Origin of the sequence: Herbiconiux daphne (assembly GCF_024979295.1) — a bacterium.
In the GTDB taxonomy this organism is placed as follows: Bacteria; Actinomycetota; Actinomycetes; order Actinomycetales; family Microbacteriaceae; genus Herbiconiux; species Herbiconiux daphnes.
On the sequence record NZ_JANLCJ010000006.1, the window covers coordinates 146,947 to 168,641 of the forward strand.

Sequence of the window (21,695 nt, forward strand, 5' to 3'; positions counted from 1 at the left end):
GGGCATGGATTCCACGGGCATCGACCCGACCCGCCGGCTGCTGTTCTGGCTGCGGGTGCCCTACGTGCTCGACGTGGTGCTGGCCGCGGTGGGGGTCGGCTACCTCGTGGCGGGTAACGGCGTGGGCTGGTGGGTGCTGCTGTTCGCGTTGCTGCGAGCGGTGATCGGCACGATCTCGTTGTTCGTCATCGCGCCGCGCGTGATCGAGCGGATGTCGCACCGCGAGCCGTGAGCACCGCTGGGTGCCGCTGCGGTGTGCCACGGCGCCGCAGCTCGGGCGCGCGGTCAGTCGCCGTCGAGCGGTGCCGCGACGGCTCGGCTGTAGACGCCGATCACCCGCTCGAGAAAGCCTTCGACGACCGTCCTGTCGTTCTCGGGAAGGTCGTCGACGAGCGCGGAGATGCCCAGGATGACCGGCATCAGCTGATCGACCGCCCGATTGACGGATGCCCGCGACGGCACCACGACGATCTTGCGGCGGTCGTGCTCGTGGCGGTGCCGCTCCACGTGGCCGAGGGCCACCAGGCGGTCGACCACGAGTGTGCTCGCCGCGGTCGACACGTTGAGCCGCGCAGCCAACTCGCTCGGGGTGAGCGGCCCCTCCTGGATGAGGTGCTCCATCGCGGCGAGATCGGTCTGGTTGACCGTGAGCACGTTGCCGAGGCGCCGCTCGAACGCCCGCGAGAGCGTGTTGATCTCGTGCAGCGCGTTGTTGATGGAGTTCGCATCCGGCACGTGCTCGGCCAGCTCGTCACGCGACCAGGCAGCGGTGACCTCGTCGTCGTGCGAGTTGCGAGCGTGCGCCATGACTGACATGCTAATCCAATAGGTAGCTAAGTTGCTTAGCGATAAAGCCGTGGACTGAATCGTTGGAGGACGGATGCGTTCGATCGCCCGTTTCGTGAGCGCTCGACGCACCGCGTGGGTCTCCCTGGGCCTCGCCGTCGTGGCCGTGGCGCTGCTGTTCGCCCTGCTGCCGAGCGGATCGAGCGACAGCTTTCCGCCGTCGGGGCTGCCCGAGTCGAGCGAGTCCGCGCGGGTGAATGCTCTGCTCGAGGAGTTCCCCTCCGCCGAGAGCACCGCCGGCATCCTCGTCTACAGCCGAGGCGGCGACGCTCTGACGCAGGCCGATCGCGACGCGATCAGTGCCGCCGCCGCGACGCTCGCCGACGATTCCATGGCCCCGCAGGCCGTCGTGCCCCAGTTCAGCGACGACGGAGCCGCGGCGCTCGTCGTGGTGCCACTCGACGGCGACGAGGCCGACGACGACATCGAGGCCACCGCCGCGGGCCTGCGCGCCGACGCCTCGGCGGGCCTGCCCGACGGGCTCACCGCCCAGCTCACCGGCCCGGTCGGGTTTCAGGCCGACATCTCCGGCGCCTTCGCCGGTGCCGACTTCCGGCTGCTGCTCGTCACCGTGATCGTCGTCGCCGTGCTGCTCATCATCACCTACCGCAGCCCGGTGCTCTGGATCGTGCCGCTCGCCGTCGTCGGGCTCGCCGACGGTCTGGCGCGGGTCGTGGTGACGAGTCTCGCCGAACCCCTCGGCATCGTGATCGACGCCTCGATCGGCGGCATACTGTCGGTGCTCGTGTTCGGCGCCGGGACCAACTACGCCCTGCTGCTCGTTGCCCGCTATCGCGAGGAGCTCACCCACGAGAGCGACCGTCACCGCGCCATGCTCACCGCGGTGACGAGCGCGGGCCCGGCCATCGCCGCAAGTGGCGGCACCGTCGCGCTGAGTCTCGTGACACTGTTGTTCGCGCAGCTCGCCGGCAACCGCGCGCTCGGTTTCGCGTGTGCGATCGGGGTGGTCATCGCCATCCTGTTCGCCCTGCTCGTGCTGCCGGCGGCGCTCGTGGTGTGCGGGCGCGGCTTGTTCTGGCCGTTCGTGCCGCGGGCGGCATCCGGGGGCTCAGCGGATGCCGCGGCCGGGCACCATCACGCCGCCGCGCGACCCGGACTCTGGATGCGCCTCGGCCGAGGCGTCTCGAAGCGCCCCGGCATCGTGGCGATCGTCGCCACCCTCGGAATCGGGGTGCTCGCGCTCGGACTCTCGGGCTACCGGGTCGGGCTGTCGCAGACCGATCAGCTGATCGGTGACCCCGAGTCGGTGGTCGCCCAGCGCGTCGTCGACGAGTCGTTCTCGGCCGGGCTCACCGGTCAGACGGTCGTGCTGACCCCGGATGCCGCCGTGGCCGACGCCACCGCCATCGCGGAGGGAGTCGACGGCGTCGAGTCGGTGCGGGCCGGCGAGAGCGCCGGCGGTCTCACCCGGCTCGACGTGTCGCTGGCGAGCGAGCCCGAGAGCGATGAGACGTTCGCGACGATCGAGGCGCTGCGCGCGGCCTACGCGGAGGCGGGTGGCGGCGCCGGCAGCGGCGCCGGTGAGTCGCTCGTCGGGGGCAGCGACGCCACCGCGCTCGACACGAACACGGCGGCCGCGGCCGACCAGGCGCTCATCATCCCGCTGATCTTGGCGATCGTGTTCACCATCCTGGCGCTGCTGCTGCGCTCACTGGTGGCGCCGGTGCTGCTCATCGCGAGCGTGCTGGCGACGTTCTTCGCGAGCCTCGGGGCGTCGAACGTCATCTTCCAGAACCTGCTGGGCTTCGCGGCGTTCGACTCCAACGTCATCCTGTTCGCGTTCCTGTTCCTCGTGGCGCTCGGCGTCGACTACAACATCTTCCTGGTCACCCGGGCACGTGAGGAGGCCCGGCGGCACGGCACCCGGGAGGGCATGGTGCGCGCCCTCTCGTCGACCGGCGGGGTGATCACGAGTGCCGGCATCCTGTTGGCCGCCGTCTTCGCGGTGCTCGGGGTGCTGCCCGTCGTAGCGCTGACGCAGATCGGAGTCATCGTGTGCATCGGCGTGCTTCTCGACACGCTGGTGGTGCGCACGGTGCTCGTGCCGGCGCTCGTCTTCCTCACCGGAGAGGCGTTCTGGTGGCCGTCGCACCCCGCACGACGGGCGCACGCGAGGCACTCAGGCGCAGCGCAATAAACTAGAGGCACGCGTTCCCACTGAATCGAGGCCCCCGGAGTGACCGACTCACCCCGCACTCTTGCGCGGTCGCCCTATTGGGGCGTGCCCGTGGCTCGGGCGATCCCGTTCGTGATCACGGCGCTGGTCATCACCTTCAACTCGAACCATTCGGCGCAGAGCGGCCTGCTGGCCTACGGCGTCTTCGCGGTCGTGTCGGGCATCCTCGTCGGGGCACTGTCGTGGCGCACGCTCACCGAGCGGTCGCTGCGCGTGAACTTCGTGATCCAGGGCATCTCCGGTGTCGTGTTCGGGGCGATCGCCCTGGGCTTCAACTCGGGCGGGCTCGGCTTCTTCTTGTTCTGCGCCACCATGAACTCGGCCATCTGCGGGTTCCTCGAGCTCTACGCCGGCCTCCGCAACACCAAGAACCCCGCCTCGCGCGACTGGGCCGTGGTGGGCGGACTGACGGTGGTGTTCGCGCTGGTGCTGATCTTCTTCCCCACCGATCCGGTGTTCGCCGTGGGAATCTTCGGCGCCTACACGGCCATCATCGGGCTGTTCCTCGTGATCGCGGGGCTCTCATTGCGCTGGGGCACCCAGGCGGCGCCCGTCACCCGAACCACAAGAAAGACATCGTGAACCAACCCTCGAGGCGCGATCGGCTGAAGCCGGTCGAACTGCTCGTTCTGTCTGCCGTGCTGTCCGTGTTCGTCGGGCTGGTCGTGTTGCTGTCGACCCGGCAGCCGATTCTGGCCGTGGTGTTCTTCGGCATCGCGTTCATCGTGACGCTCGTGGTGATGGCGATGTTCTCGCTGTCGATCAAGCCCAACGATCTCGAGCAGCACGAGATCGACGACGACCCCCGCGACACCCCCCACTCCTAACCCCGCCTCTCTCTGCCGAGTTGCGCCAAAGTGACCTTCAGTGCTGGGGAGAAGGGCATTTTGGCGCAACTCGGCGGAAGGAGGGTCGGGTTCAGGGGCGGGGTCATGCTGGGGCGATGTGGTCGACCAGGGCGCTCGCGAGGCCCGTGTAGCCGGCGGGGGTCAGCGCCGTCAGGCGGGCCTTCGCGTCGTCGCCGATGTCGAGGCCCTCGACGAACTCCACCAGTTCGGCCTGACCGATGCGGCGGCCGCGGGTGAGCTCTTTCAGCAGGGCGTAGGGGTCGGCGATCGACGAGCGGCCGGCCGTGACCTCGGCGCGCACCACCGTCTGGATGGCCTCGCCGAGCACCTCCCAGTTCTCGTCGAGATCGCGGGCGAGCACGTCGCGGTTCAGGGCGATCTGCCCCAGGCCGCCACGGATGTTGTCGAGCGCGAGCAGCGAATGCCCGAGCGCCACACCGATGTTGCGCTGTGTGGTGGAGTCGGTGAGGTCGCGCTGCAGGCGTGAGGTGACCAGCGTCGCCGCGAGCGAGTCGAGCAGGGCGCTCGAGAGTTCGAGGTTGGCCTCGGCATTCTCGAACCGGATGGGGTTGATCTTGTGCGGCATGGTCGACGAGCCGGTGGCGCCGGCCACGGGGATCTGGGTGAAGTAGCCCATCGAGATGTAGGTCCAGACATCCGTCGCCAGGTTGTGCAGGATGCGGTTGGCATGGCTGATGCGGTTGTAGAGCTCGGCCTGCCAGTCGTGCGACTCGATCTGGGTGGTGAGCGGGTTGAAGGTGAGGCCGAGCGACGTGACGAAGCCGCGCGCCACGGCCTGCCAGTCGGCGCTCGGGTCGGCCACGAGGTCGGCCGCGAAGGTGCCGGTGGCGCCCGAGAACTTGCCTAGGTATTCCGTGCCCTCGATCTGAGCGCGAACGCGCTCGAGCCGGTGCACGAACACCGCGAATTCCTTGCCCATGGTGGTGGGCGTGGCCGGCTGACCGTGGGTGTGGGCGAGCATGGCGTCGTCGCGGTGGTCGACGGCCAGGGCCCGGAGGCGGGCGATGACGGCGTCGAAGGCCGGCATCCAGACCTCGGTGACGGCCTCGCGGATGGTGAGCGCGTAGGAGAGGTTGTTGATGTCTTCGCTCGTGGCGCCGAAGTGGGTGAGCTCGGCGATCTCGTTGAGGCCGAGATCGGCGAGCTTGCGGCGCACGTAGTACTCGACCGCCTTGACGTCGTGCTTGGTGGTGGCTTCGAGCGCGGCGATCTGGTCGATGTCGTCTTGACCGAAATCCTGGATGACGCTGCGCAACTTGCGCGACAGCTCGGGGTCGATGGGCTGCGAACCGAACATCGAATGATCGGTGAGGTAGAGCAGCCAGTCGATCTCGACGTGCACGCGGGCCCGGTTGAGCCCGGCTTCGGAGAGGAACTCGCCGAGCTCGGCGACGGCGGGGCGGTAGCGGCCGTCGAGGGGGCTGATGGGCTGAGGGGGCAGAGGAGACATGCGGGCTTTCGGTCGGATTGGGTGGTCAGAGGGCCAGGCGCGACCGGTGGAATGCCGGCTCGAGCTGACGGAACAGCCCGCGGCTGGCCTTCTCGACCATGCTGAGCACGGAGTCGAACATGGCGGCGTCGGAGTAGTAGGGGTCGGGCACGTCGGAGCGGCCCGCGAACTCGGGATCGAAACTCAGCAGCAACCGGATCTTGGCCCGGTCGTCGTCGGAGCGTGCCCAGGAGCGCAGCACGCGCTCGTGGCTGCGGTCGAGGGCCACCACGAGGTCGAGCGAGTCGAACCAGTCGGGGTCGAACTGCCGCGCCCGATGCTGCTGGCCGTCGAAGCCGTGCGACTCGAGGGCGGCGACCGTTCGGGGGTCGGCGTGTTCGCCGACGTGCCACTCCCCCGTGCCCGCCGAACTCACGATCACCTGATCGCTGAGGCCCGCCTTCTCGACCAGATCGCGCAGCACGATCTCGGCCATCGGCGACCGGCAGATGTTGCCCGTGCACACCATGCAGATGCGGAACGCGCCGTCGAGGGGCTCATCGGGGTCGCGGGGCATGGAACCCATTGTCGCACCCGGCGGCGGCGCGCCGGTAGGCGGCGGGCTGCCTGCGGTGGTCGGATGCCGACGGTGGCGAGCTGCCTGCGGTGGTCGGGCGCTAGCGGCGGTCGCCGGCGAGGGGCCGCAGGATGGCGCCGATGATCGCGCTGAGGATGGCGAGCACGAGGGCCCCAAGCACGGCCCACCAGAAGCCGTCGACCGTGAGGCCGAAGCCGAACAGCGACGAGATCCAGCCGGCGAGCAGCAGCAGGAGGGCGTTCACGACGAGCGAGATCAGCCCGAGCGTGAGGATGTAGAGCGGGAACGCGACCACCCGGATGACCGTGCCGATGATGCCGTTGACGACACCGAAGATGAGCGCCACGAACAGGTAGGTGAGCACGGTCGAGAGCACGCCGTCGTCGGTGCCGAAGGCGTCGACCTTCACCCCCGCCACGATCAGGGTCGTGAGCCAGAGGGCGATGGCGTTCGCGACCAGGGACACCAGGAATCTGCGCATGCACTCACTATCCCACTTCCGGCCACGCCGCCGCGAGAGAGAATCGTTGCATGGTCCACATCCCCTGGGCGCCGCACTACCCCGTTCTCACCGAACGCCTCGCCCTGCGCCCGCACCGCCTCGGCGACTTCGACGACCTCACGATCTACCACTCCGACCCCGAGGTCGTGCGCTACATCCCCTGGCCGGTGCGCACCCCCGAGCAGACGCGCGAAGCCCTCGCCTCCCGCACTCGCCAGGGCACCGTCTTCGAGCCGGGCCAGTGGCTGGTGCTCGCGATGGAGGTGCGCGAGACGCGCCGCGTGATCGGCGAGGTGCTGCTCAAATACGACAGCGAGACGGATGCCCGGGGCGAGCTCGGTTACGCGATGGCCGCCGACATGGCCGGCCACGGCTACGCGACCGAAGCCGCCCGCGCCGTGCTCAAGCTCGCGTTCGAGAGCTTCGGCCTGCACCGCGTGATCGCCCGCCTCGACGCCCGCAACGAGGCATCCGCTCGCCTGCTCCGTCGCCTCGGCATGCGCCAGGAGGCCGTGCACCTCAGCGCCACCTTCTTCAAGGGCGAGTGGACCGACGACCTCGTCTTCGCCCTCACTGAAGACGAGTGGCGGGCCGGCCGCGCCGGCGGCTCGGCCCGCTAGCCCTCGCCTCGCGCCAGCATCACTCGGAGATGATCGCCTTGAGGTCGTTCATAACGGTGTCGGAAACCGTCGCCGTGCCTCCCAGGAGCACAACCCGGTTCGGCTTCAGCCGCCGGAGTTCTGCGGCGACGGATGCGGGCACGCGGTCGTTGAGCACGAGCAGCACAGGCGATCCGCTTCGGATCGCGGCCGCCGAACCCGACAGGGCGTCGGGGAAGACCGCTCCGGATGCGACGTAGACCGTCTCGGTGTTCGGCGCGAAGACCGACGCCGACACCGCGGCCGACACCTCGAAGCGGTCGGCGCCGCCGATCCTCGATGTCGGGGCGACCGCCTGCAAGGAGGTCAGCACAGAGCTCGCGATGGTGTTCTCTCCACCCAGCACGACGATCTTCTTCGGCTGAAGCCGCGTCAGTTCATCGGTGACCGCCTTCGACGTGCTGGTTCTCGAGGTCAGGAGCACCGGCCCTTTCCCCTGACCCGCGGCCGCGGACCCCGACAGGGCATCGGGGAAGGTCTCGCCCGATGCGACATACGCGACGGGCACCATGGGCGTGAACAGTGCTGCGGAGATCGCGGCCGACACCTCGAACCGGTCGGCGCCCCCGAGCCGTTGCACCGACACCGAGGCGAAGTCCTTGAGTCGCGCCTCGACGGCAGCACTGATGGTATTCGTCCCGCCGAGCACGTAGATGGTGTCGGGGGTCAACCTTGTGAGTTCCGCCTCCACGGTCGGGGAAAGAGCGTCCCGAGTCGCGAGAAGCACGGGGCCGCCGAGAGCGCCGGCCGCTGCGGAAGCGGAGAGCGCGTCGGGGAAGACAGCACCTGAAGCCACGAACACCTTATTCAGAAGATCGGGCATGAACCGATCTGCCGATACCGCAGCGGAGACGTCATAGCGATCCGCACCGCCGATGCGGATCACGTCGTGCGAGGCGGCGGTGTTCCGCACGTACACCTGGCTGACGTTCACAGGAAGGGATTCAGGGACGAGATTACGAGCAAGTGATGCAAAGGCTACGAACGTTCCGTCGCTGTTGACGGCTGGTCGAGCGGAAGTGAGGTCGCCTGCACCTGACCCTGAGACCGGGCGACTGACCACATCATTTTGGCCGATCCGCAGGTCTCGACTCACGACTTGCAGTAGCGATGGCGGATCCGTCGGGAACGTCGAGCCGTCGCGCGTGAGATTTTTCGAGGATGTGACGAAGATCAGGTGCTCGCCATCGGCAGAGAGTACAGGGGCAAATGACTCATAATCCGCCGGTGAGGCGTTTGTGAAGTCACGCGATTCGAGCCGGGTGGACTGCGCGCGTAGATCCCGCACGAAGATCGCTGTCGTTCCCCCCCGCATTGAGTCAGGAGTCAGATTGGTGGCCTTCGATGAGAAGGCCACCAATCGACCATCCCCGGAGAGACACGTACGTGACGTGATCGTTCGCCGCTGCCAGACCCGCGACGTCAAGACTGGCGATTTCTGGAGTTCTAGAGCCTGGTGTGTGAAGGTACACCTCGTAATAGCTTCGATTGTCGACGGATGAGAGCTTGGACGATGAAAGGAACGCGACGATTCCGCCATCCGAACTGATCGCGAGGCTCCCTGCCCCGGTAAGCACTCCGCTCTCGGCCCCGGCCGGCCCGGCCCACGATGTATCCAAGCTCACCATTTCGGTCACTCCAGTCGAGATCGTGCGGGTGAACGCTTGGATCTGGCCGCGGGAGTCATCGTTCGTGAGGTTCGTCGAATTCGATTCAAAGGCGACGACATCACCGTCGGCCGAGATCGCGACGGTTTGAGTGGCTCCGTCGCCGAGGACGAGCGGCGAGGCGTTCGAGACACTGACGACCGTGGTCAACCCGGAGACCCTGTCGAACAAGAGGGCTTGTGGTGGGCCCGCCGTGTAGCCGGGAGTGATGTTCGTCGAGAACGACACGTAGGCGATCCGGTTCCCGTCGGCCGAAATCGAGGGAAACAAGGATTGACGATCTCCGGCGACCCCGGCAGCGCTGGCGCTGATGAGACGAGTACTGCCGGCGACGGTGTCACGCAAGTAGATCTGGCTGGAGCCCACGGGCACCGCGGTTGCGGTGAGGTCGCTTGCGAATGACGAAAAGGCGACATAACGCCCATCGCCTGAAATCGATGGTGCACCGGTTGCATCGTTGTCACTGCTCGCCCGGTTGCCACCGGTCGCCGGCGTCGACGGCGTGACGCTGACCAGTTGCGTCTGCGATGGGCCGGGAGCCGCCGCCTGGGCGGCCGAGCCAGGCGCCACGATCGTGGCCGCGATCGCCGCGATCACCGCTCCCGTCACGACGAGAACCCGCGCCGAAGAAGCCAAGCGGAATAAGTGAGGATAGGTCATGGAAGCAGATCGTAGGCCAAAGTGATGAATACTCCAAGAGAATCGACCGAAGACGAGTGGCGGGCCCGACATATGCCCGAGGCGCTTTCGTAGGGCGAAATAGGATGGAGGGATGACTTCCGCTCCCCTGACGCCGGCCGGCAGCCCCGTGCGGCTGCGGCCCGAGATCGTGGCGTTGCCCGCCTACAAGCAGGGCGAGGCCGCGGCCACCGGGTTCAAGCTGTCGTCGAACGAGAATCCGTTCGACCCGCTGCCCGGGGTGCTCGACGCGGTCGACGCCGTGACGCGACGGATGCACCGCTACCCCGACGCCTCGGCGGGAGAGATCACCGCGCGCCTCGCCGCCTCGTGGGATGTGGAGACCGACGAGGTGATCGTCGGCGCCGGATCCGTGGCCCTGCTCGTGCAGTTCACGCTCGCGGCCGCCGGCCAGGGCGACGAGGTCGTCTACTCCTGGCGGTCGTTCGAGGCCTACCCGTGGATGACGGTGCTGCCCGGCGCCACCGCGGTTCCCGTGCCCAACACGCCCGATCACCGGCACGACCTCGTGGCGATGGCCGCCGCTGTCACCGACCGCACCCGCCTCGTGATCGTGTGCAGTCCCAACAACCCCACCTCGGCCGTCGTCACCAAAACCGAGTTCGAGGTGTTCATGGCCGCGGTGCCGAGCGACGTGCTCGTCATCCTCGACGAGGCCTACGCCGAGTTCGTCACCGACCCCGAAGCGGTGTCGGGCCGCGAGCTCGTGCGCCGCTACCCCAATCTCGTCATGCTGCGCACCTTCTCGAAGGCCTACGGCCTTGCGGGCCTGCGCATCGGCTACGGCATCGGCCCGACCGCCGTGCTCGCCGCCGCCCGCACCACCGTGATGCCGCTCAGCCTCACCGACCACGCCCAGACCGCGGCCGTGGCCTCGCTCGATCGCGCCGACGAACTGCACGAGCGGGTCGCGAACATCGTCGCTCGGCGCGACCAGGTCTGGAACGCGCTCGTCGAGCAGGGGTGGGATGTTCCCCGCCCCCACGGCAACTTCGTCTGGTTCCCCACCGGGGCCCGCACCGACGAGGCGATGGCGGTGTTCCGTTCGCACGACATCATCGCCCGCGCCTACCTCCCCGACGGCGTGAGAGTCACGATCGGCGAGGAGGAGTCTGTGCAGAAACTCCTATACGCTTCGCAAGAGATCATCGGGAGGTAGCAGGTGTCAGACACCACGCCCACGGTTCAGTTCCTCTCCGCAGAGGGCGAACTCGCCCCCACCGAATCCGCCGGGGAGTACTCCTCCTACCTCGACCGGCTGACCGACGACGACCTGCGGCAGTTCTACCGCCAGATGGCGATCGTGCGACGCTTCGACCAAGAGGGCACCAACCTGCAACGCCAGGGGCAGATGGGCCTCTGGGTTCCGAGCCACGGTCAAGAGGGCGCCCAGGTCGGCTCCGCCTTCGCCGCCAAGCCGCAGGACCACATCTTCCCCTCCTACCGCGAGCACGCGGTCGGCCTCATCCGGGGCATCGACATGCTCGCGGTCGTCGAACTGCTGCGCGGCAACACCCACGGCGGCTGGGACCCGACCGACCCCACCAACGGCAACTTCCACGGCTACACCCTCGTGATCGGCTCGCACGCCCTGCACGCCACCGGTTACGCCATGGGCCTCCAGCGCGACGGCGTGGTCGGCACCGGCGACGACGACGTGGATGCCGCGGTGCTCTGCTACTTCGGCGACGGCGCCACCTCGCAGGGCGACGTCAGCGAGGCGTTCGTGTTCTCGGCCTCCAGCCAGACGCCCAACGTCTTCTTCCTGCAGAACAACCACTGGGCGATCTCGGTGCCGGTCACGGTGCAGTCGCGCACTCCGCTCTATCTGCGCTCGCGCGGTTTCGGCATCCCGAGCGTGCAGATCGACGGCAACGACGTGCTCGCGAGCTACGCGGTCAGCGCGAAGCACCTCGACGACGCCCGCAGCGGCAAGGGCCCGCAATTCATCGAGGCCCTCACCTACCGCATCGGCGCGCACACCTCGAGCGACGACCCCACCAAGTACCACGACCTCGAGCAGCACAACTTCTGGGTCTCGCGCGACCCGATCATCCGGTTCGAGAAGTACCTGCGCTCGCTCGGCGAGGGCGACACGTTCTTCGACGAGGTGCGCATCGAGGCCGAGGACTTCGCGGCCGACATCCGGCATCGCACGCTGGCGCTCACGCCGCCCGCGCCCGCCACGATGTTCGACAACGTCTATTCCGAGCCGCACCCCGTGATGCAGGAGCAGAAGCTCTGGCTCGAACGCTACGAGGCGATGTTCGAAGAGGAGCAGGCATGAGTTCCATCGAGACCAGCGCGCCCGCCGCGCGCCCCGCCGCCCGCGTCGAAGAGCTGCCGATGGCCAAGGCGCTGAACGCCGGCCTTCGCCAGGCGCTCGCCGACGACCCCAAGGTGCTGCTGATGGGCGAGGACATCGGCCCGCTCGGCGGCGTGTTCCGGGTGACCGAGGGCCTGCAGGCCGAGTTCGGCAAAGACCGCGTGGTCGACACCCCGCTCGCCGAGTCGGGCATCATCGGCACGGCCATCGGGCTCGCGATGGCGGGCTACCGGCCGGTGTGCGAGATCCAGTTCGACGGCTTCATCTTTCCCGGCTTCGACCAGATCACCTCGCAGCTGGCCAAGCTGACCAACCGCAGCGGCGGCGCGTTCTCGATGCCCGTCGTGGTGCGGGTGCCCTACGGCGGCCACATCGGCGCCGTCGAGCACCACCAGGAGAGCCCCGAGGCCTACTTTGCGCACACCGCGGGCCTGCGACTCGTGAGCCCGTCGACCCCCAACGACGCCTACTGGATGATCCAGGAGGCCATCGCCTCGAACGACCCCGTCATGTTCTTCGAGCCCAAGAGCCGCTACTGGCCCAAGGGCCTGGTCGACTTCGCCGGCACCGCCGCGCCGCTGCACGCCAGCCGCGTGGTGCGCACGGGAACGGATGTCACCCTGCTCGCCCATGGCGCGATGGTGAGTGTTCTCATGCAGGCCGCCGAGATCGCGGCCGAAGAAGGCGTGAGCGCCGAGGTCATCGACCTGCGCTCGCTCAGCCCCGTCGACTACGGCCCGATCATCGACTCCGTGTCGAAGACCGGCCGCCTGGTGGTGGCGCAGGAAGCCCCCGGCTTCGCGAGCGTCGGCTCGGAGATCGCCGCCACCGTGGGCGAGCGCGCCTTCTACTCGCTGCAGGCCCCGGTGCTGCGGGTCTCGGGCTTCGACACGCCCTTTCCGCCCGCGAAACTCGAGACGCTGTTCCTGCCTGACGCCGACCGCGTCATGGAGGCAGTCGACCGGGCGATGGCGTACTGACGTGCGCGTGAACGACCAGAAGGAGATCAGCGCATGACCACGTCGCAGTTCCACCTGCCGGATGTCGGTGAGGGCCTGACCGAGGCCGAGATCGTCTCGTGGAAGGTCGCCCCCGGCGACACCATCGAGATCAACCAGGTGATCGTCGAGATCGAGACCGCCAAGTCGCTCGTCGAGCTGCCGTCGCCGTTCGCCGGCACGGTGGAGGGCCTTCTCGTCGACGAGGGCACGACCGTGGATGTCGGCACCGCGATCATCGCCGTCACCGCCACCGACGGGCAGGAAGCGCCGCCGCCGCCCCCCGTGGTCGATCACCACCTGCCGCCGGCCGCCCCGGCCGTCGCCGCGGCCGCCGACCTCACCGCCACGCAGACGCTCGCGTCGACGGCTGAGAAGGTCGCGCGCGACGAGGAGAAGCCCGGGGCCGTGCTCGTGGGCTACGGCATCAAGGGACAGGTGGCCAGCCGCCGCACCGGTCGCGCCGGCGCCCGCGCCGCGGTGCCCGCCATCGGCGAGGCGCCCGAGGCGAAGCGCCCGACGCAGCGGCTCGCGCGCATCCATCAGCCCATCCCCGGCGTGCCGGTGATCGCGAAGCCGCCCATCCGCAAGCTCGCCAAAGACCTCGGCGTCGACCTCAACGAAGTGACCCCCACGGGCGTGATCGGCGACATCACGCGCGACGACGTCATCCGTCACGCCGATCAGGCCAAGGTGTTCCACAACATCGAGACCCCGCAGTGGGCGCCGGTGCGCGAGGAGCGCATTCCGGTGAAGGGCGTGCGCAAGCAGATCGCCAAGGCGATGGTGGCGAGCGCGTTCACCGCCCCGCACGTGTCGGTGTTCGTCGACGTCGACGCCACGCGCACGATGGAATACGTCAAGCGGCTCAAGACCTCGCCCGACTTCGCGGGGGTCAAGGTGTCGCCGCTGCTCATCATGGCGAAGGCCATCATCTGGGCGGTGCGGCGCAACCCGATGGTCAACTCGGCGTTCACCGAGAAGGAGATCATCGTGCGCAACTACGTGAACCTCGGCGTGGCCGCGGCCACCCCGCGCGGCCTGATCGTGCCGAACGTGAAAGACGCCCACGACCTCTCGATGCTGAGGCTCGCCGAGTCGCTCGAGAAGCTGACGCTCACCGCGCGCGAGGGCCGCACCTCGCCGGCCGACATGGCTGACGGCACCATCACGGTCACCAACATCGGCGTGTTCGGCATGGACACCGGCACCCCCATCCTCAACCCCGGCGAGGTGGCGATCGTCGCCCTCGGCACGATCAAGCAGAAGCCGTGGGTCGTCGACGGCGAGGTGCGGCCGCGGTTCGTCACCACCATCGGCGCGAGTTTCGACCACCGCGTGGTCGACGGCGACGTCGCGAGCCGGTTCGTGGCCGACGTGGCATCGATCATCGAGGAGCCGGCACTGCTGCTCGACTGATTTTGAAAATCATTATCAATTAGCTAACGTGGAGCCGTCCCCGAATCAGACAGGCTCCACACGTGAAGAAGCACGTCCTCCTCCTGCCCGCCCTGGCCGCGGCTGCCGCCCTCGCGCTCGCCGGGTGCGCGTCGTCGCCCTCGCAGGGCTCCACCCCTGCTGCCGACGGCCTCTCGGTGGTGGCCACCACGACCCAGGTGGCCGACTTCACCCGCGAGGTGGCCGGGTCGGCGGCATCCGTCACGCAGCTCATCCAGCCGAATCAGAGCGCGCACAGCTACGACCCGTCGCCCGCCGACCTCGCGGCCCTCGGTTCGGCCGACGTGCTCGTCGTGAACGGCGCCGGCCTCGAGGAGTGGCTCGACGACGCCATCTCGGCGTCGGGCTTCGACGGCGTCACCATCGACTCGAGCACCGGCATCGCGCTCACCGACGACGCGGCCGATGAGGAAGAGCACGAGGAAGGGCACGACGAAGGCCACGACGACGAGACCGCCCACACCGACGACGACGCCCACGACCACGCGGCCGGCAACCCGCACATCTGGACCGACCCTTCCAATGCCGTCATCATGGTGCAGAACATCGCCGACGGCCTCGAAAAGGCCGGCCCGGCTCAAGAGGCCGCGTTCGCCGCGAACGCCTCGGCCTACCAGGGCAGACTGACCGAGCTCGACGACTGGATCCGCAGCAACATCGACCAGGTGCCCGCCGAGGAGCGCCTGCTGGTGTCGAACCACGACGCCTTCGGCTACTTCGTGTCGGCCTACGGCATCACCTACGTGGGCTCGATCATTCCGAGCTTCGACGACAACGCCGAACCGAGCGCCGCCGAGATCGACGCGCTCGTGGCGAAGGTGAAGCAGACCGGCGTGAAAGCCATCTTCTCCGAGGCGTCGATCTCGCCCAAGGCGGCCGACACGATCGCCGCCGAAGCCGGGGTGAAGGTCTACTCGGGCGACGAGGCGCTCTACGGCGACTCGCTCGGCCCGGCCGGCAGCGACGGCGCGACCTACATCGCCTCGCAGCTGCACAACGCCACCGTGATCCTCTCGTCGTGGGGCGCCACCCCGAGCGCGGTGCCGGCAGACCTGGAAGACTGACGCGATGACCGAGCGTGCCGCCCCCGTGCTGCGGCTGCACGACGCCTCGTTCGCCTACGGCGCCCGCATCGCGCTCGAGGGGGTGACGATGCAGGTGGCGCCCGGCGAGGCGGTGGCCCTCATCGGCCCGAACGGCGCCGGAAAGTCGACCCTGCTCAAGGGCATCCTCGGCACCGTGCCACTCGTGGCGGGCTCGATCGAGGTCGCCGGACTCACCTCGTTGCGCCGCTACGCCTCGAGCATCGGCTACATGCCGCAGCACGACGACCTCGACCCGCAGTTCCCGGTCACGCTCGAGCAGGTCGTGATGATGGGCCGCTACCGCTCCATCGGCTGGTTCCGGATGCCGGGTGCCGCCGACCGCGCCGCCGTCGCCTCGGCGATCGCGGCAGTCGGCCTCACCGAACGCGCGCGGGTGCGGTTCGGCGACCTGTCGGGTGGTCAGCAGCAGCGCGGCATCCTGGCCCGCTCTATCGTGTCGCGACCGAAGCTGCTGCTGCTCGACGAACCGTTCAACGGCCTCGACCAGACCAACCGTGCGGCCCTCATCGCCACGCTGCTCGAGCTGAAGCGCGACGGGGTCGCCGTACTCGTGTCGACGCACGACTTCGACCTCGCCCGCCGCGTCTGCGACCGGGTGCTGCTGCTCAACGGGCGGCAGGTCGCGTTCGGCGACCGCGAGAGCGTGCTCACCCTGCCCAACGTGCACAACACCTTCAGCGACGTCGAGATCGGCGCCCAGGGGGTGCCGGCGTGGACGGGCGTGGTCGAACGGGTGCCTCCCGCGACCGACGGGTCCGGGGCATCCGGAGCCGCCGCCCCCGGGCCCGACGGAAGCCGCTGACGATCATGGATGTCGTCGACTTCTTGTTCACCCCGTTCGCCCTGCCGTTCATGGCGAAGGCGCTCGGGGTGCTGCTGGTGCTGAGCGTGGTCGCGGGTTTCATCGGGGTGCTGGTGAACCTGCGCTCGCTCGAGTTCGTCAGCGACGGGCTGGTGCACGCCGTGTTTCCGGGCCTCGTGATCGGCTTCGTGGTGGCCGGTCGCAGCGGACTCTACGTGGGCGCGGTGGTGGCGGCCGTGGCGGCGGCGGTGGTGCTGACCCTGCTCGCGCGCCGAGCGGCGACGTCGGACGCCTCGACCGCGATCGTGCTGACCGCGATGTTCTCGATCGGCATCATCGTGGTGTCGACCCAGAGCGACTACGTGGGCCAACTCGATCAGCTGCTCTTCGGCCGCCTGCTCACGGTCACCGACGCCGACCTGGTGCAGACGATCGTGGTGTGCGGCATCGCGCTGGCGCTCGTGGTGGTGACCCTGAAGGGCCAGGTGTTCCGCGCGTTCGACGCCGACGGAGCGGCGGCGGCCGGCTACCGGGTGCTCGCGCTCGACCTGGTGCTCAACGTGGCGATCGCCCTCGTGGTGGTGGCCGCCTCGAACGCCGTCGGCAACCTGCTCGTGCTCGCCGTGCTGATCGTGCCGGGCGCGGTCGGCCGTCTGGTGGCGGGCCGCCTCGGCGCCATCTTCGCCATCGCGGCCGCGTTCGCCGCCCTCTTCGGCTGGATCGGCCTCTGCCTGTCGTTCGCGCTGAGCGTCGACGCCGGCATCACGGCGCCGAGCGGGGCCACCGTGGTGCTCACGATCGTGGCCGCCTACCTCGTGGTGCTGGTCGGCCGGGTGGTGACGGATGCCGCGGCACGACGGCGGGCGGGTGCGCCGGTGCCCTCTCGCGAGCTCGGCGACGAGGTCGACGACCGGCTGCACCACGACCATGACCATCACCGCGGCGCTGGGGCGGTGCTCTGATGGGGTACTTCGAGCGGGCACTGCTCATCGCGATCGTGATCGGGGTGCTCTGCGGGCTGGTCGGCGCGGTCGTCGTGCTGCGCCGCCGCGCGTTCTTCACGCAGGCGCTGACCCACGCCACCTTCCCGGGCGCCGTGCTGGCCGCGGCGCTCGGCGTGAACATCATGATCGGAGCCGTCGCCTCGAGCGTGGTGCTGATCGTGGCGATGACCCTGATCGGCCGAGTGGGCCGGCAGGGTTCGCAGGTGGCATCCGGAGTCGTGCTCACCGCGGGGTTCGCGCTCGGCGTGTGGTTGCAGGCGTTCTTTCCCGACCTGCCGATCCACGTCGACAGCTATCTGATCGGGTCGATCCTCACCACCACCGACGCCGACCTCGTCGCGGCGGTCGTCGTGCTGCTGGTGGCGGTGGTGACCCTGCTGCTGACCGGCAAGGAGATCTTGTTCTCGACCCTCGATCCGCTCGGCTTCCGGGTGGCGGGCTACCGGGAGTGGGTCATCGAGGTCGTCACCCTCGGCCTGATCGTGATCACGGTGGTCACCACGATGCCGGCGATCGGCGCCATCCTCGCCCTCGCCCTGGTGGCTGCGCCGGCCGCCGCGGCCCGGCTGGTGGCGCGCACGACGACCCAGATCTTCGTGATCGCGCCGGTGATCGGGGCGCTCTCGGGCGTGATCGGCGTGCTCGCGTCGCGGTCGCTCGGCGTCGCGGCCGGCGCCGCCGTTTCGCTCACGGCCGCTGTGTTCTTCGTGCTCGCCCTAGGAATCTCGAAGCTTCGCCAGCTACGGTTGAGTCGATCGGCGGGGGAAGGCGCGTCCCCGGCCGGGATGCCCGTGGTGAGTGAGGTGGTGCGGCCGTGAAGAGGAACACCTGGCAGCGCGAAGCCGTGCGCAGCGCGCTCGGCACCCAGATGGGGTTCGTCAGCGCGCAGGGCCTGCACTCGTCGCTCAAGGGCTCCGGGTCGCAGATCGGCCTGGCGACGGTCTACCGCGCCCTCGCCGATCTGGCCCAGGAGGGCGAGGCCGACTCGCTGCAGTCGCCCGAGGGCGAGGCGCTCTACCGGGCGTGCTCGATGGCGCATCACCATCACCTGATCTGCCGCAGCTGCGGGCTCACGATCGAGATCGAGGCCGACGAGGTCGAGGCCTGGGCGCAGAAGACCGCGAGCCTGCACGGTTTCAGCCGGCCCGAGCACGTGGTCGACATCTTCGGGTTCTGCTCGGCGTGCGTGCCGACGGTGCCCGCCGCATCTTGATCGCCGTCACAGGGCTGATTTGCCGTGACGAGGCGCCTGGCCTAAGATAGCCAGGTTGGGTGGAATCCTCCGCCCATTGTGAGGTGCCCGAAATGGCGCACCTTGCCGACAAGTTATCTTGGGTGAGGCACTCGTCTCACGGTAACCAATGGAGGAAACAATGGCAGCAGTGTGCCAAGTGACAGGAGCCGTTCCCGGCTTCGGTCACAACATCTCGCACTCGCACCGGCGCACCAAGCGCCGCTTCGACCCGAACGTTCAGAAGAAGACGTACTACGTGCCGTCGCTTCGCCGTAACGTCACCCTCAACGTGTCCGCCAAAGGCATCAAGGTCATCGACGCCCGTGGCATCGAGTCCGTGGTCAAAGACATTCTCGCTCGTGGGGTGAAGATCTAATGGCAAAGCAGCAAGACGTCCGTCCCATCATCAAGCTCCGTTCGACGGCAGGCACCGGTTACACCTACGTGACCAAGAAGAACCGCCGCAACGACCCCGACCGTCTCGTGCTGAAGAAGTACGACCCGGTCATCCGCAAGCACGTCGACTTCCGAGAGGAGCGGTAACACATGGCTAAGAAGAGCAAGATCGCCCGTAACGAACAGCGCAAGGTCATCGTCGAGCGGTACGCCGCGAAGCGCCTCGAGCTGAAGAAGGCCCTCGTCAACCCCGCATCGACCGACGACGAGCGCGAAGCCGCCCGCCTCGGCCTGCAGAAGCTGCCCCGCAACGCATCGCCCATCCGCGTGCGCTCGCGCGACGCCGTCGACGGCCGCCCCCGTGGTGTGCTGACGAAGTTCGGCATCTCGCGTGTGCGTTTCCGCGATATGGCGCACCGGGGCGAATTGCCGGGCATTACGAAGTCCAGCTGGTAAATTACCCACGGTCGTACCGACCAACCGAACTGGCCCTGGTGGCCGGGACCGTTCCATGTAAACAGCTACACCCGTAGCGAAAAGGTCCGAGGAGGACACCTTAAATGGCTGACAAGTCACTCAACAAGACCGAGCTCGTCGCAGCCGTCGCCGCCGCTTCCGGCCAGACGCAGGCTTCCGTCAACGAGGTTCTTGACGCTCTCTTCTCCACGCTGGCCGACTCGGTTGCCTCGGGAACCAAGGTCACGATCCCGGGTTGGCTCGCTGTCGAGCGCACCTCGCGTGCTGCCCGCACCGGCCGCAACCCCCAGACCGGCGCCACCATCGAGATCCCCGCGGGCCACTCCGTGAAGATCTCGGCCGGCTCGAAGCTGAAGGCTGCTGCCAAGTAGTAGCCCCGCCAGACGCCGGAAGGGCGACGACTTCGGTCGTCGCCCTTCCGTGTTTAAGCCCAGGAACCGACGCGTAAGGTAATGAGGTGCTGAGAGTCGTTCGCATCACCGGGCCGGCCACGCTGGTGGCCGTTGCCTTCGTCGCACTCCTCGCAGCGCTCGCGATCGGTGGTGGCGCCGCACCGCAGCTGCTCGAAGACCCGGGCGCCGTCGTGCGCTTCGGGCTGCCGATCTCGTCGATGGTCGTCAACATCTCGGCGGCCGGCATGATCGGGGCCATCGGCCTGGTGCTGTTCGCCATTCCCGCCGACACGCCCGCCTACGGACGGTCGCTCGACGTCGCCGCCGGCTCGGCCGCGGTCTTCACCGTCGCCGCCGCGTTCACCGGGTTCTTCAGCTACCTCAGCGTGACGGCGCGTGCGCTCAGCTTCGACGACGCCTTCAGCCAGGGCCTCGGGCAGTTCCTCACCCAGATCGCCCTCGGCCAGGCCTGGTTGCAGACCACGCTGATCGGTGCGGTCGTCACCGTGCTCTGCTTCGCGGTGCGCAACCAGACGGCGCTCTTCTTCGTGGGGCTCGTCGCCGTGGCCTCCCTCGTGCCGATGGCGCAGCAGGGCCACGCCGCCGGAGCCACCGGCCACGACGCGGCCATCACGGCCCTCGGGCTGCACCTCATCTTCGCCGCCGCCTGGCTGGGCGGGCTCGTGGTGATCGCGCTGCTCAGCCGCCAGCTCGACAACACCCGGCTCGTCGACATCGTCGGGCGGTACTCGAGCGTGGCCATCGTGTGCTTCGTGGTGGTGGCGGCATCCGGCTATGTCAGTGCCGAACTGCGGATCGGCTCGCTCGACCGGCTGCTGACCCCCTACGGGCTGCTCGTGCTGGTGAAGGTGGGCGCGCTCATCGCCCTCGGCGTGTTCGGCGCCCTGCACCGCCGATACGTCATCAAGAAGCTCGGCGACACCGGGCGGCGCCGGCACTTCTGGTGGCTGATCGTGGCCGAACTCGGCTTCATGGGCATCGCGACCGGCTTCGCGGCGGCCCTGGCCCGCACCGCCACCCCGGTGCCCGAGACGGTGCCGACCACGCCGACGGCCGCCGAGATCCTCACCGGCTCGCCGCTGCCGCCCGAGCTCACCGTCGAGAACTTCCTGACGCAGTGGAACTTCGACCTGATCTGGGTGCTGGTGTGCGCCTTCGCCATCTTCTTCTACGCCGCGGGCGTCGTGCGACTGCACCGCCGCGGCGACAGGTGGCCGTGGTATCGCACGGTGTTCTGGATTGCGGGCATCCTGTTGCTGTTCTACGTCACCAACGGCGGGCTGAACGTCTACGAGAAGTTCCTGTTCAGCGCGCACATGTTCGGCCACATGACGCTCAGCATGGCGGTGCCGCTGCTGCTCGTGCCCGCCGGGCCCGTCACCCTGGCGCTCCGCGCCATCCGCAAGCGCGACGACGGCAGCCGCGGCATGCGCGAGTGGATCCTGCTCGCCGTGCACTCGAAGGTGGCGACGGTGATCGCCAACCCCATCGTCGCCGGCGTGCTGTTCGCCACGAGCCTGGTGGCCTTCTACTACACCCCGCTGTTCCGCTGGGCGACCGAAGACCACATCGGGCACGAGTGGATGATCGTGCACTTCTTGATCGTGGGCTACCTGTTCGTGCAGGCCCTGATCGGCATCGACCCGGTGCCCTACAAGCTGCCCTACCCGTTCCGGCTGCTGCTGCTGCTCGGCACGATGGCCTTCCACGCCTTCTTCGGTCTCGCGCTGATGAGCGGCACCGGGCTGCTGCTCTCGGACTGGCTCGGCGCCACCGGGCGGGCGTGGGGGCCGAGCGCGATCGAAGACCAGCAGTCGGGCGGCGGCATCGCGTGGAGCATCGGCGAGATCCCCACCTTCATCCTCGCCCTCGTCGTGGCGGTGCAATGGAGCCGCAGCGACAAGAAGGAGACGAAGCGGCGCGACCGCAACGCCGACCGCACGGGCGAGGCCGAGCTCGGCGAGTACAACGCCATGCTCGAGCGGCTCGCCGCGCACGACGGCCAGTCGAGATGA

The 21,695-nt window shown here is 68.6% G+C and carries 25 protein-coding genes; 19 read left to right on the plus strand and 6 right to left on the minus strand.

The window, feature by feature from the left end:
- Positions 1-4 precede the first annotated feature (4 nt).
- Positions 5-232 (plus strand): hypothetical protein, encoded by a 228-nt coding sequence (locus N1032_RS16730; protein WP_259540319.1) that lies wholly within the window; start codon positions 5-7, stop codon positions 230-232.
- A gap of 53 nt (positions 233-285) precedes the next feature.
- Here the strand turns inward: N1032_RS16730 and N1032_RS16735 are convergent, their stop codons facing one another.
- The gene (locus tag N1032_RS16735; protein ID WP_259540320.1) at positions 286-807 is read right to left on the minus strand and encodes a MarR family winged helix-turn-helix transcriptional regulator; all 522 of its coding nucleotides are present in this window, start codon (positions 805-807) and stop codon (positions 286-288) included.
- A 73-nt stretch (positions 808-880) separates the two neighbouring features.
- Between N1032_RS16735 and N1032_RS16740 the strand changes: the two genes are divergently transcribed.
- The 3 genes from N1032_RS16740 to N1032_RS16750 are packed head-to-tail and all read left to right on the plus strand — an operon-like array spanning position 881 to position 3,870.
- Positions 881-3,004 (plus strand): MMPL family transporter, encoded by a 2,124-nt coding sequence (locus N1032_RS16740; RefSeq protein ID WP_259540322.1) that lies wholly within the window; start codon positions 881-883, stop codon positions 3,002-3,004.
- Positions 3,005-3,043: 39 nt separating this feature from the next.
- Positions 3,044-3,625 carry a hypothetical protein gene (locus N1032_RS16745; protein WP_259540323.1) on the plus strand — a complete coding sequence of 194 codons (582 nt, stop codon included), beginning with the start codon at positions 3,044-3,046 and terminating at the stop codon, positions 3,623-3,625.
- On the plus strand, positions 3,622-3,870 hold the full coding sequence (locus tag N1032_RS16750; RefSeq protein ID WP_259540324.1) for a DUF687 domain-containing protein: 249 nt from the start codon (positions 3,622-3,624) through the stop codon (positions 3,868-3,870). Before N1032_RS16745 ends, N1032_RS16750 begins: the two co-directional genes overlap by 4 nt.
- A 103-nt stretch (positions 3,871-3,973) precedes the next feature.
- Here N1032_RS16750 and purB read toward each other — a convergent pair whose 3' ends face one another.
- The 3 genes from purB to N1032_RS16765 form a co-directional block, all read right to left on the minus strand.
- Positions 3,974-5,362 (minus strand): adenylosuccinate lyase, encoded by a 1,389-nt coding sequence (gene purB, locus N1032_RS16755; protein WP_259540325.1) that lies wholly within the window; start codon positions 5,360-5,362, stop codon positions 3,974-3,976.
- 25 nt (positions 5,363-5,387) lie between these two features.
- A complete protein-coding gene (locus tag N1032_RS16760) occupies positions 5,388-5,918 on the minus strand; it encodes a low molecular weight protein-tyrosine-phosphatase (RefSeq protein WP_259540326.1) in 531 nt (176 codons plus the stop codon).
- Between the two features lie 100 nt (positions 5,919-6,018).
- Positions 6,019-6,420: a phage holin family protein gene (locus N1032_RS16765; RefSeq protein WP_259540327.1), complete on the minus strand. Its 402-nt coding sequence runs from the start codon at positions 6,418-6,420 to the stop codon at positions 6,019-6,021.
- A gap of 50 nt (positions 6,421-6,470) precedes the next feature.
- On the opposite strand from N1032_RS16765, the gene N1032_RS16770 reads away from it, so the two are divergent.
- Positions 6,471-7,061 (plus strand): GNAT family N-acetyltransferase, encoded by a 591-nt coding sequence (locus N1032_RS16770; protein WP_259540328.1) that lies wholly within the window; start codon positions 6,471-6,473, stop codon positions 7,059-7,061.
- 19 nt (positions 7,062-7,080) lie between these two features.
- Here N1032_RS16770 and N1032_RS16775 read toward each other — a convergent pair whose 3' ends face one another.
- A complete protein-coding gene (locus N1032_RS16775; protein ID WP_259540329.1) occupies positions 7,081-8,034 on the minus strand; it encodes a cell wall-binding repeat-containing protein in 954 nt (317 codons plus the stop codon).
- Positions 8,035-8,419: 385 nt separating this feature from the next.
- On the minus strand, positions 8,420-9,427 hold the full coding sequence (locus N1032_RS16780; RefSeq protein ID WP_259540330.1) for a TolB family protein: 1,008 nt from the start codon (positions 9,425-9,427) through the stop codon (positions 8,420-8,422).
- Positions 9,428-9,539: 112 nt separating this feature from the next.
- On the opposite strand from N1032_RS16780, the gene N1032_RS16785 reads away from it, so the two are divergent.
- From N1032_RS16785 to N1032_RS16850, 14 genes are all read left to right on the plus strand, one after another.
- Positions 9,540-10,625: a histidinol-phosphate transaminase gene (locus tag N1032_RS16785; protein ID WP_259540331.1), complete on the plus strand. Its 1,086-nt coding sequence runs from the start codon at positions 9,540-9,542 to the stop codon at positions 10,623-10,625.
- Between the two features lie 3 nt (positions 10,626-10,628).
- Positions 10,629-11,753, plus strand: coding sequence for a thiamine pyrophosphate-dependent dehydrogenase E1 component subunit alpha (locus tag N1032_RS16790; RefSeq protein WP_259540332.1), 1,125 nt, complete (start codon positions 10,629-10,631; stop codon positions 11,751-11,753).
- Positions 11,750-12,772 carry an alpha-ketoacid dehydrogenase subunit beta gene (locus tag N1032_RS16795; RefSeq protein WP_259540333.1) on the plus strand — a complete coding sequence of 341 codons (1,023 nt, stop codon included), beginning with the start codon at positions 11,750-11,752 and terminating at the stop codon, positions 12,770-12,772. The genes N1032_RS16790 and N1032_RS16795 overlap by 4 nt, the downstream gene beginning before the upstream one ends.
- A gap of 33 nt (positions 12,773-12,805) precedes the next feature.
- Positions 12,806-14,209, plus strand: coding sequence for a dihydrolipoamide acetyltransferase family protein (locus tag N1032_RS16800; RefSeq protein ID WP_259540334.1), 1,404 nt, complete (start codon positions 12,806-12,808; stop codon positions 14,207-14,209).
- A 62-nt stretch (positions 14,210-14,271) separates the two neighbouring features.
- On the plus strand, positions 14,272-15,312 hold the full coding sequence (locus N1032_RS16805; RefSeq protein ID WP_259540335.1) for a metal ABC transporter substrate-binding protein: 1,041 nt from the start codon (positions 14,272-14,274) through the stop codon (positions 15,310-15,312).
- A gap of 4 nt (positions 15,313-15,316) precedes the next feature.
- On the plus strand, positions 15,317-16,156 hold the full coding sequence (locus N1032_RS16810; RefSeq protein ID WP_259540336.1) for a metal ABC transporter ATP-binding protein: 840 nt from the start codon (positions 15,317-15,319) through the stop codon (positions 16,154-16,156).
- Between the two features lie 5 nt (positions 16,157-16,161).
- Positions 16,162-17,118 carry a metal ABC transporter permease gene (locus N1032_RS16815; RefSeq protein WP_259540337.1) on the plus strand — a complete coding sequence of 319 codons (957 nt, stop codon included), beginning with the start codon at positions 16,162-16,164 and terminating at the stop codon, positions 17,116-17,118.
- Entirely contained in the window at positions 17,118-17,978 is an 861-nt protein-coding gene (locus tag N1032_RS16820) for a metal ABC transporter permease (RefSeq protein ID WP_259540338.1), read from the plus strand. The genes N1032_RS16815 and N1032_RS16820 overlap by 1 nt, the downstream gene beginning before the upstream one ends.
- Positions 17,975-18,373, plus strand: coding sequence for a Fur family transcriptional regulator (locus N1032_RS16825; RefSeq protein WP_259540339.1), 399 nt, complete (start codon positions 17,975-17,977; stop codon positions 18,371-18,373). Before N1032_RS16820 ends, N1032_RS16825 begins: the two co-directional genes overlap by 4 nt.
- A 160-nt stretch (positions 18,374-18,533) precedes the next feature.
- Complete coding sequence (gene rpmB / locus N1032_RS16830; RefSeq protein WP_259540340.1) at positions 18,534-18,770, plus strand: 50S ribosomal protein L28; 237 nt, start codon at positions 18,534-18,536, stop codon at positions 18,768-18,770.
- Entirely contained in the window at positions 18,770-18,937 is a 168-nt protein-coding gene (gene rpmG, locus N1032_RS16835) for a 50S ribosomal protein L33 (RefSeq protein ID WP_022897487.1), read from the plus strand. Before rpmB ends, rpmG begins: the two co-directional genes overlap by 1 nt.
- Before the next feature lie 3 nt (positions 18,938-18,940).
- Complete coding sequence (rpsN, locus tag N1032_RS16840; RefSeq protein WP_259540341.1) at positions 18,941-19,246, plus strand: 30S ribosomal protein S14; 306 nt, start codon at positions 18,941-18,943, stop codon at positions 19,244-19,246.
- A 104-nt stretch (positions 19,247-19,350) separates the two neighbouring features.
- The gene (locus N1032_RS16845; protein ID WP_022897485.1) at positions 19,351-19,638 is read left to right on the plus strand and encodes an HU family DNA-binding protein; all 288 of its coding nucleotides are present in this window, start codon (positions 19,351-19,353) and stop codon (positions 19,636-19,638) included.
- 86 nt (positions 19,639-19,724) lie between these two features.
- Positions 19,725-21,695, plus strand: coding sequence for a bifunctional copper resistance protein CopD/cytochrome c oxidase assembly protein (locus N1032_RS16850; RefSeq protein WP_259540342.1), 1,971 nt, complete (start codon positions 19,725-19,727; stop codon positions 21,693-21,695).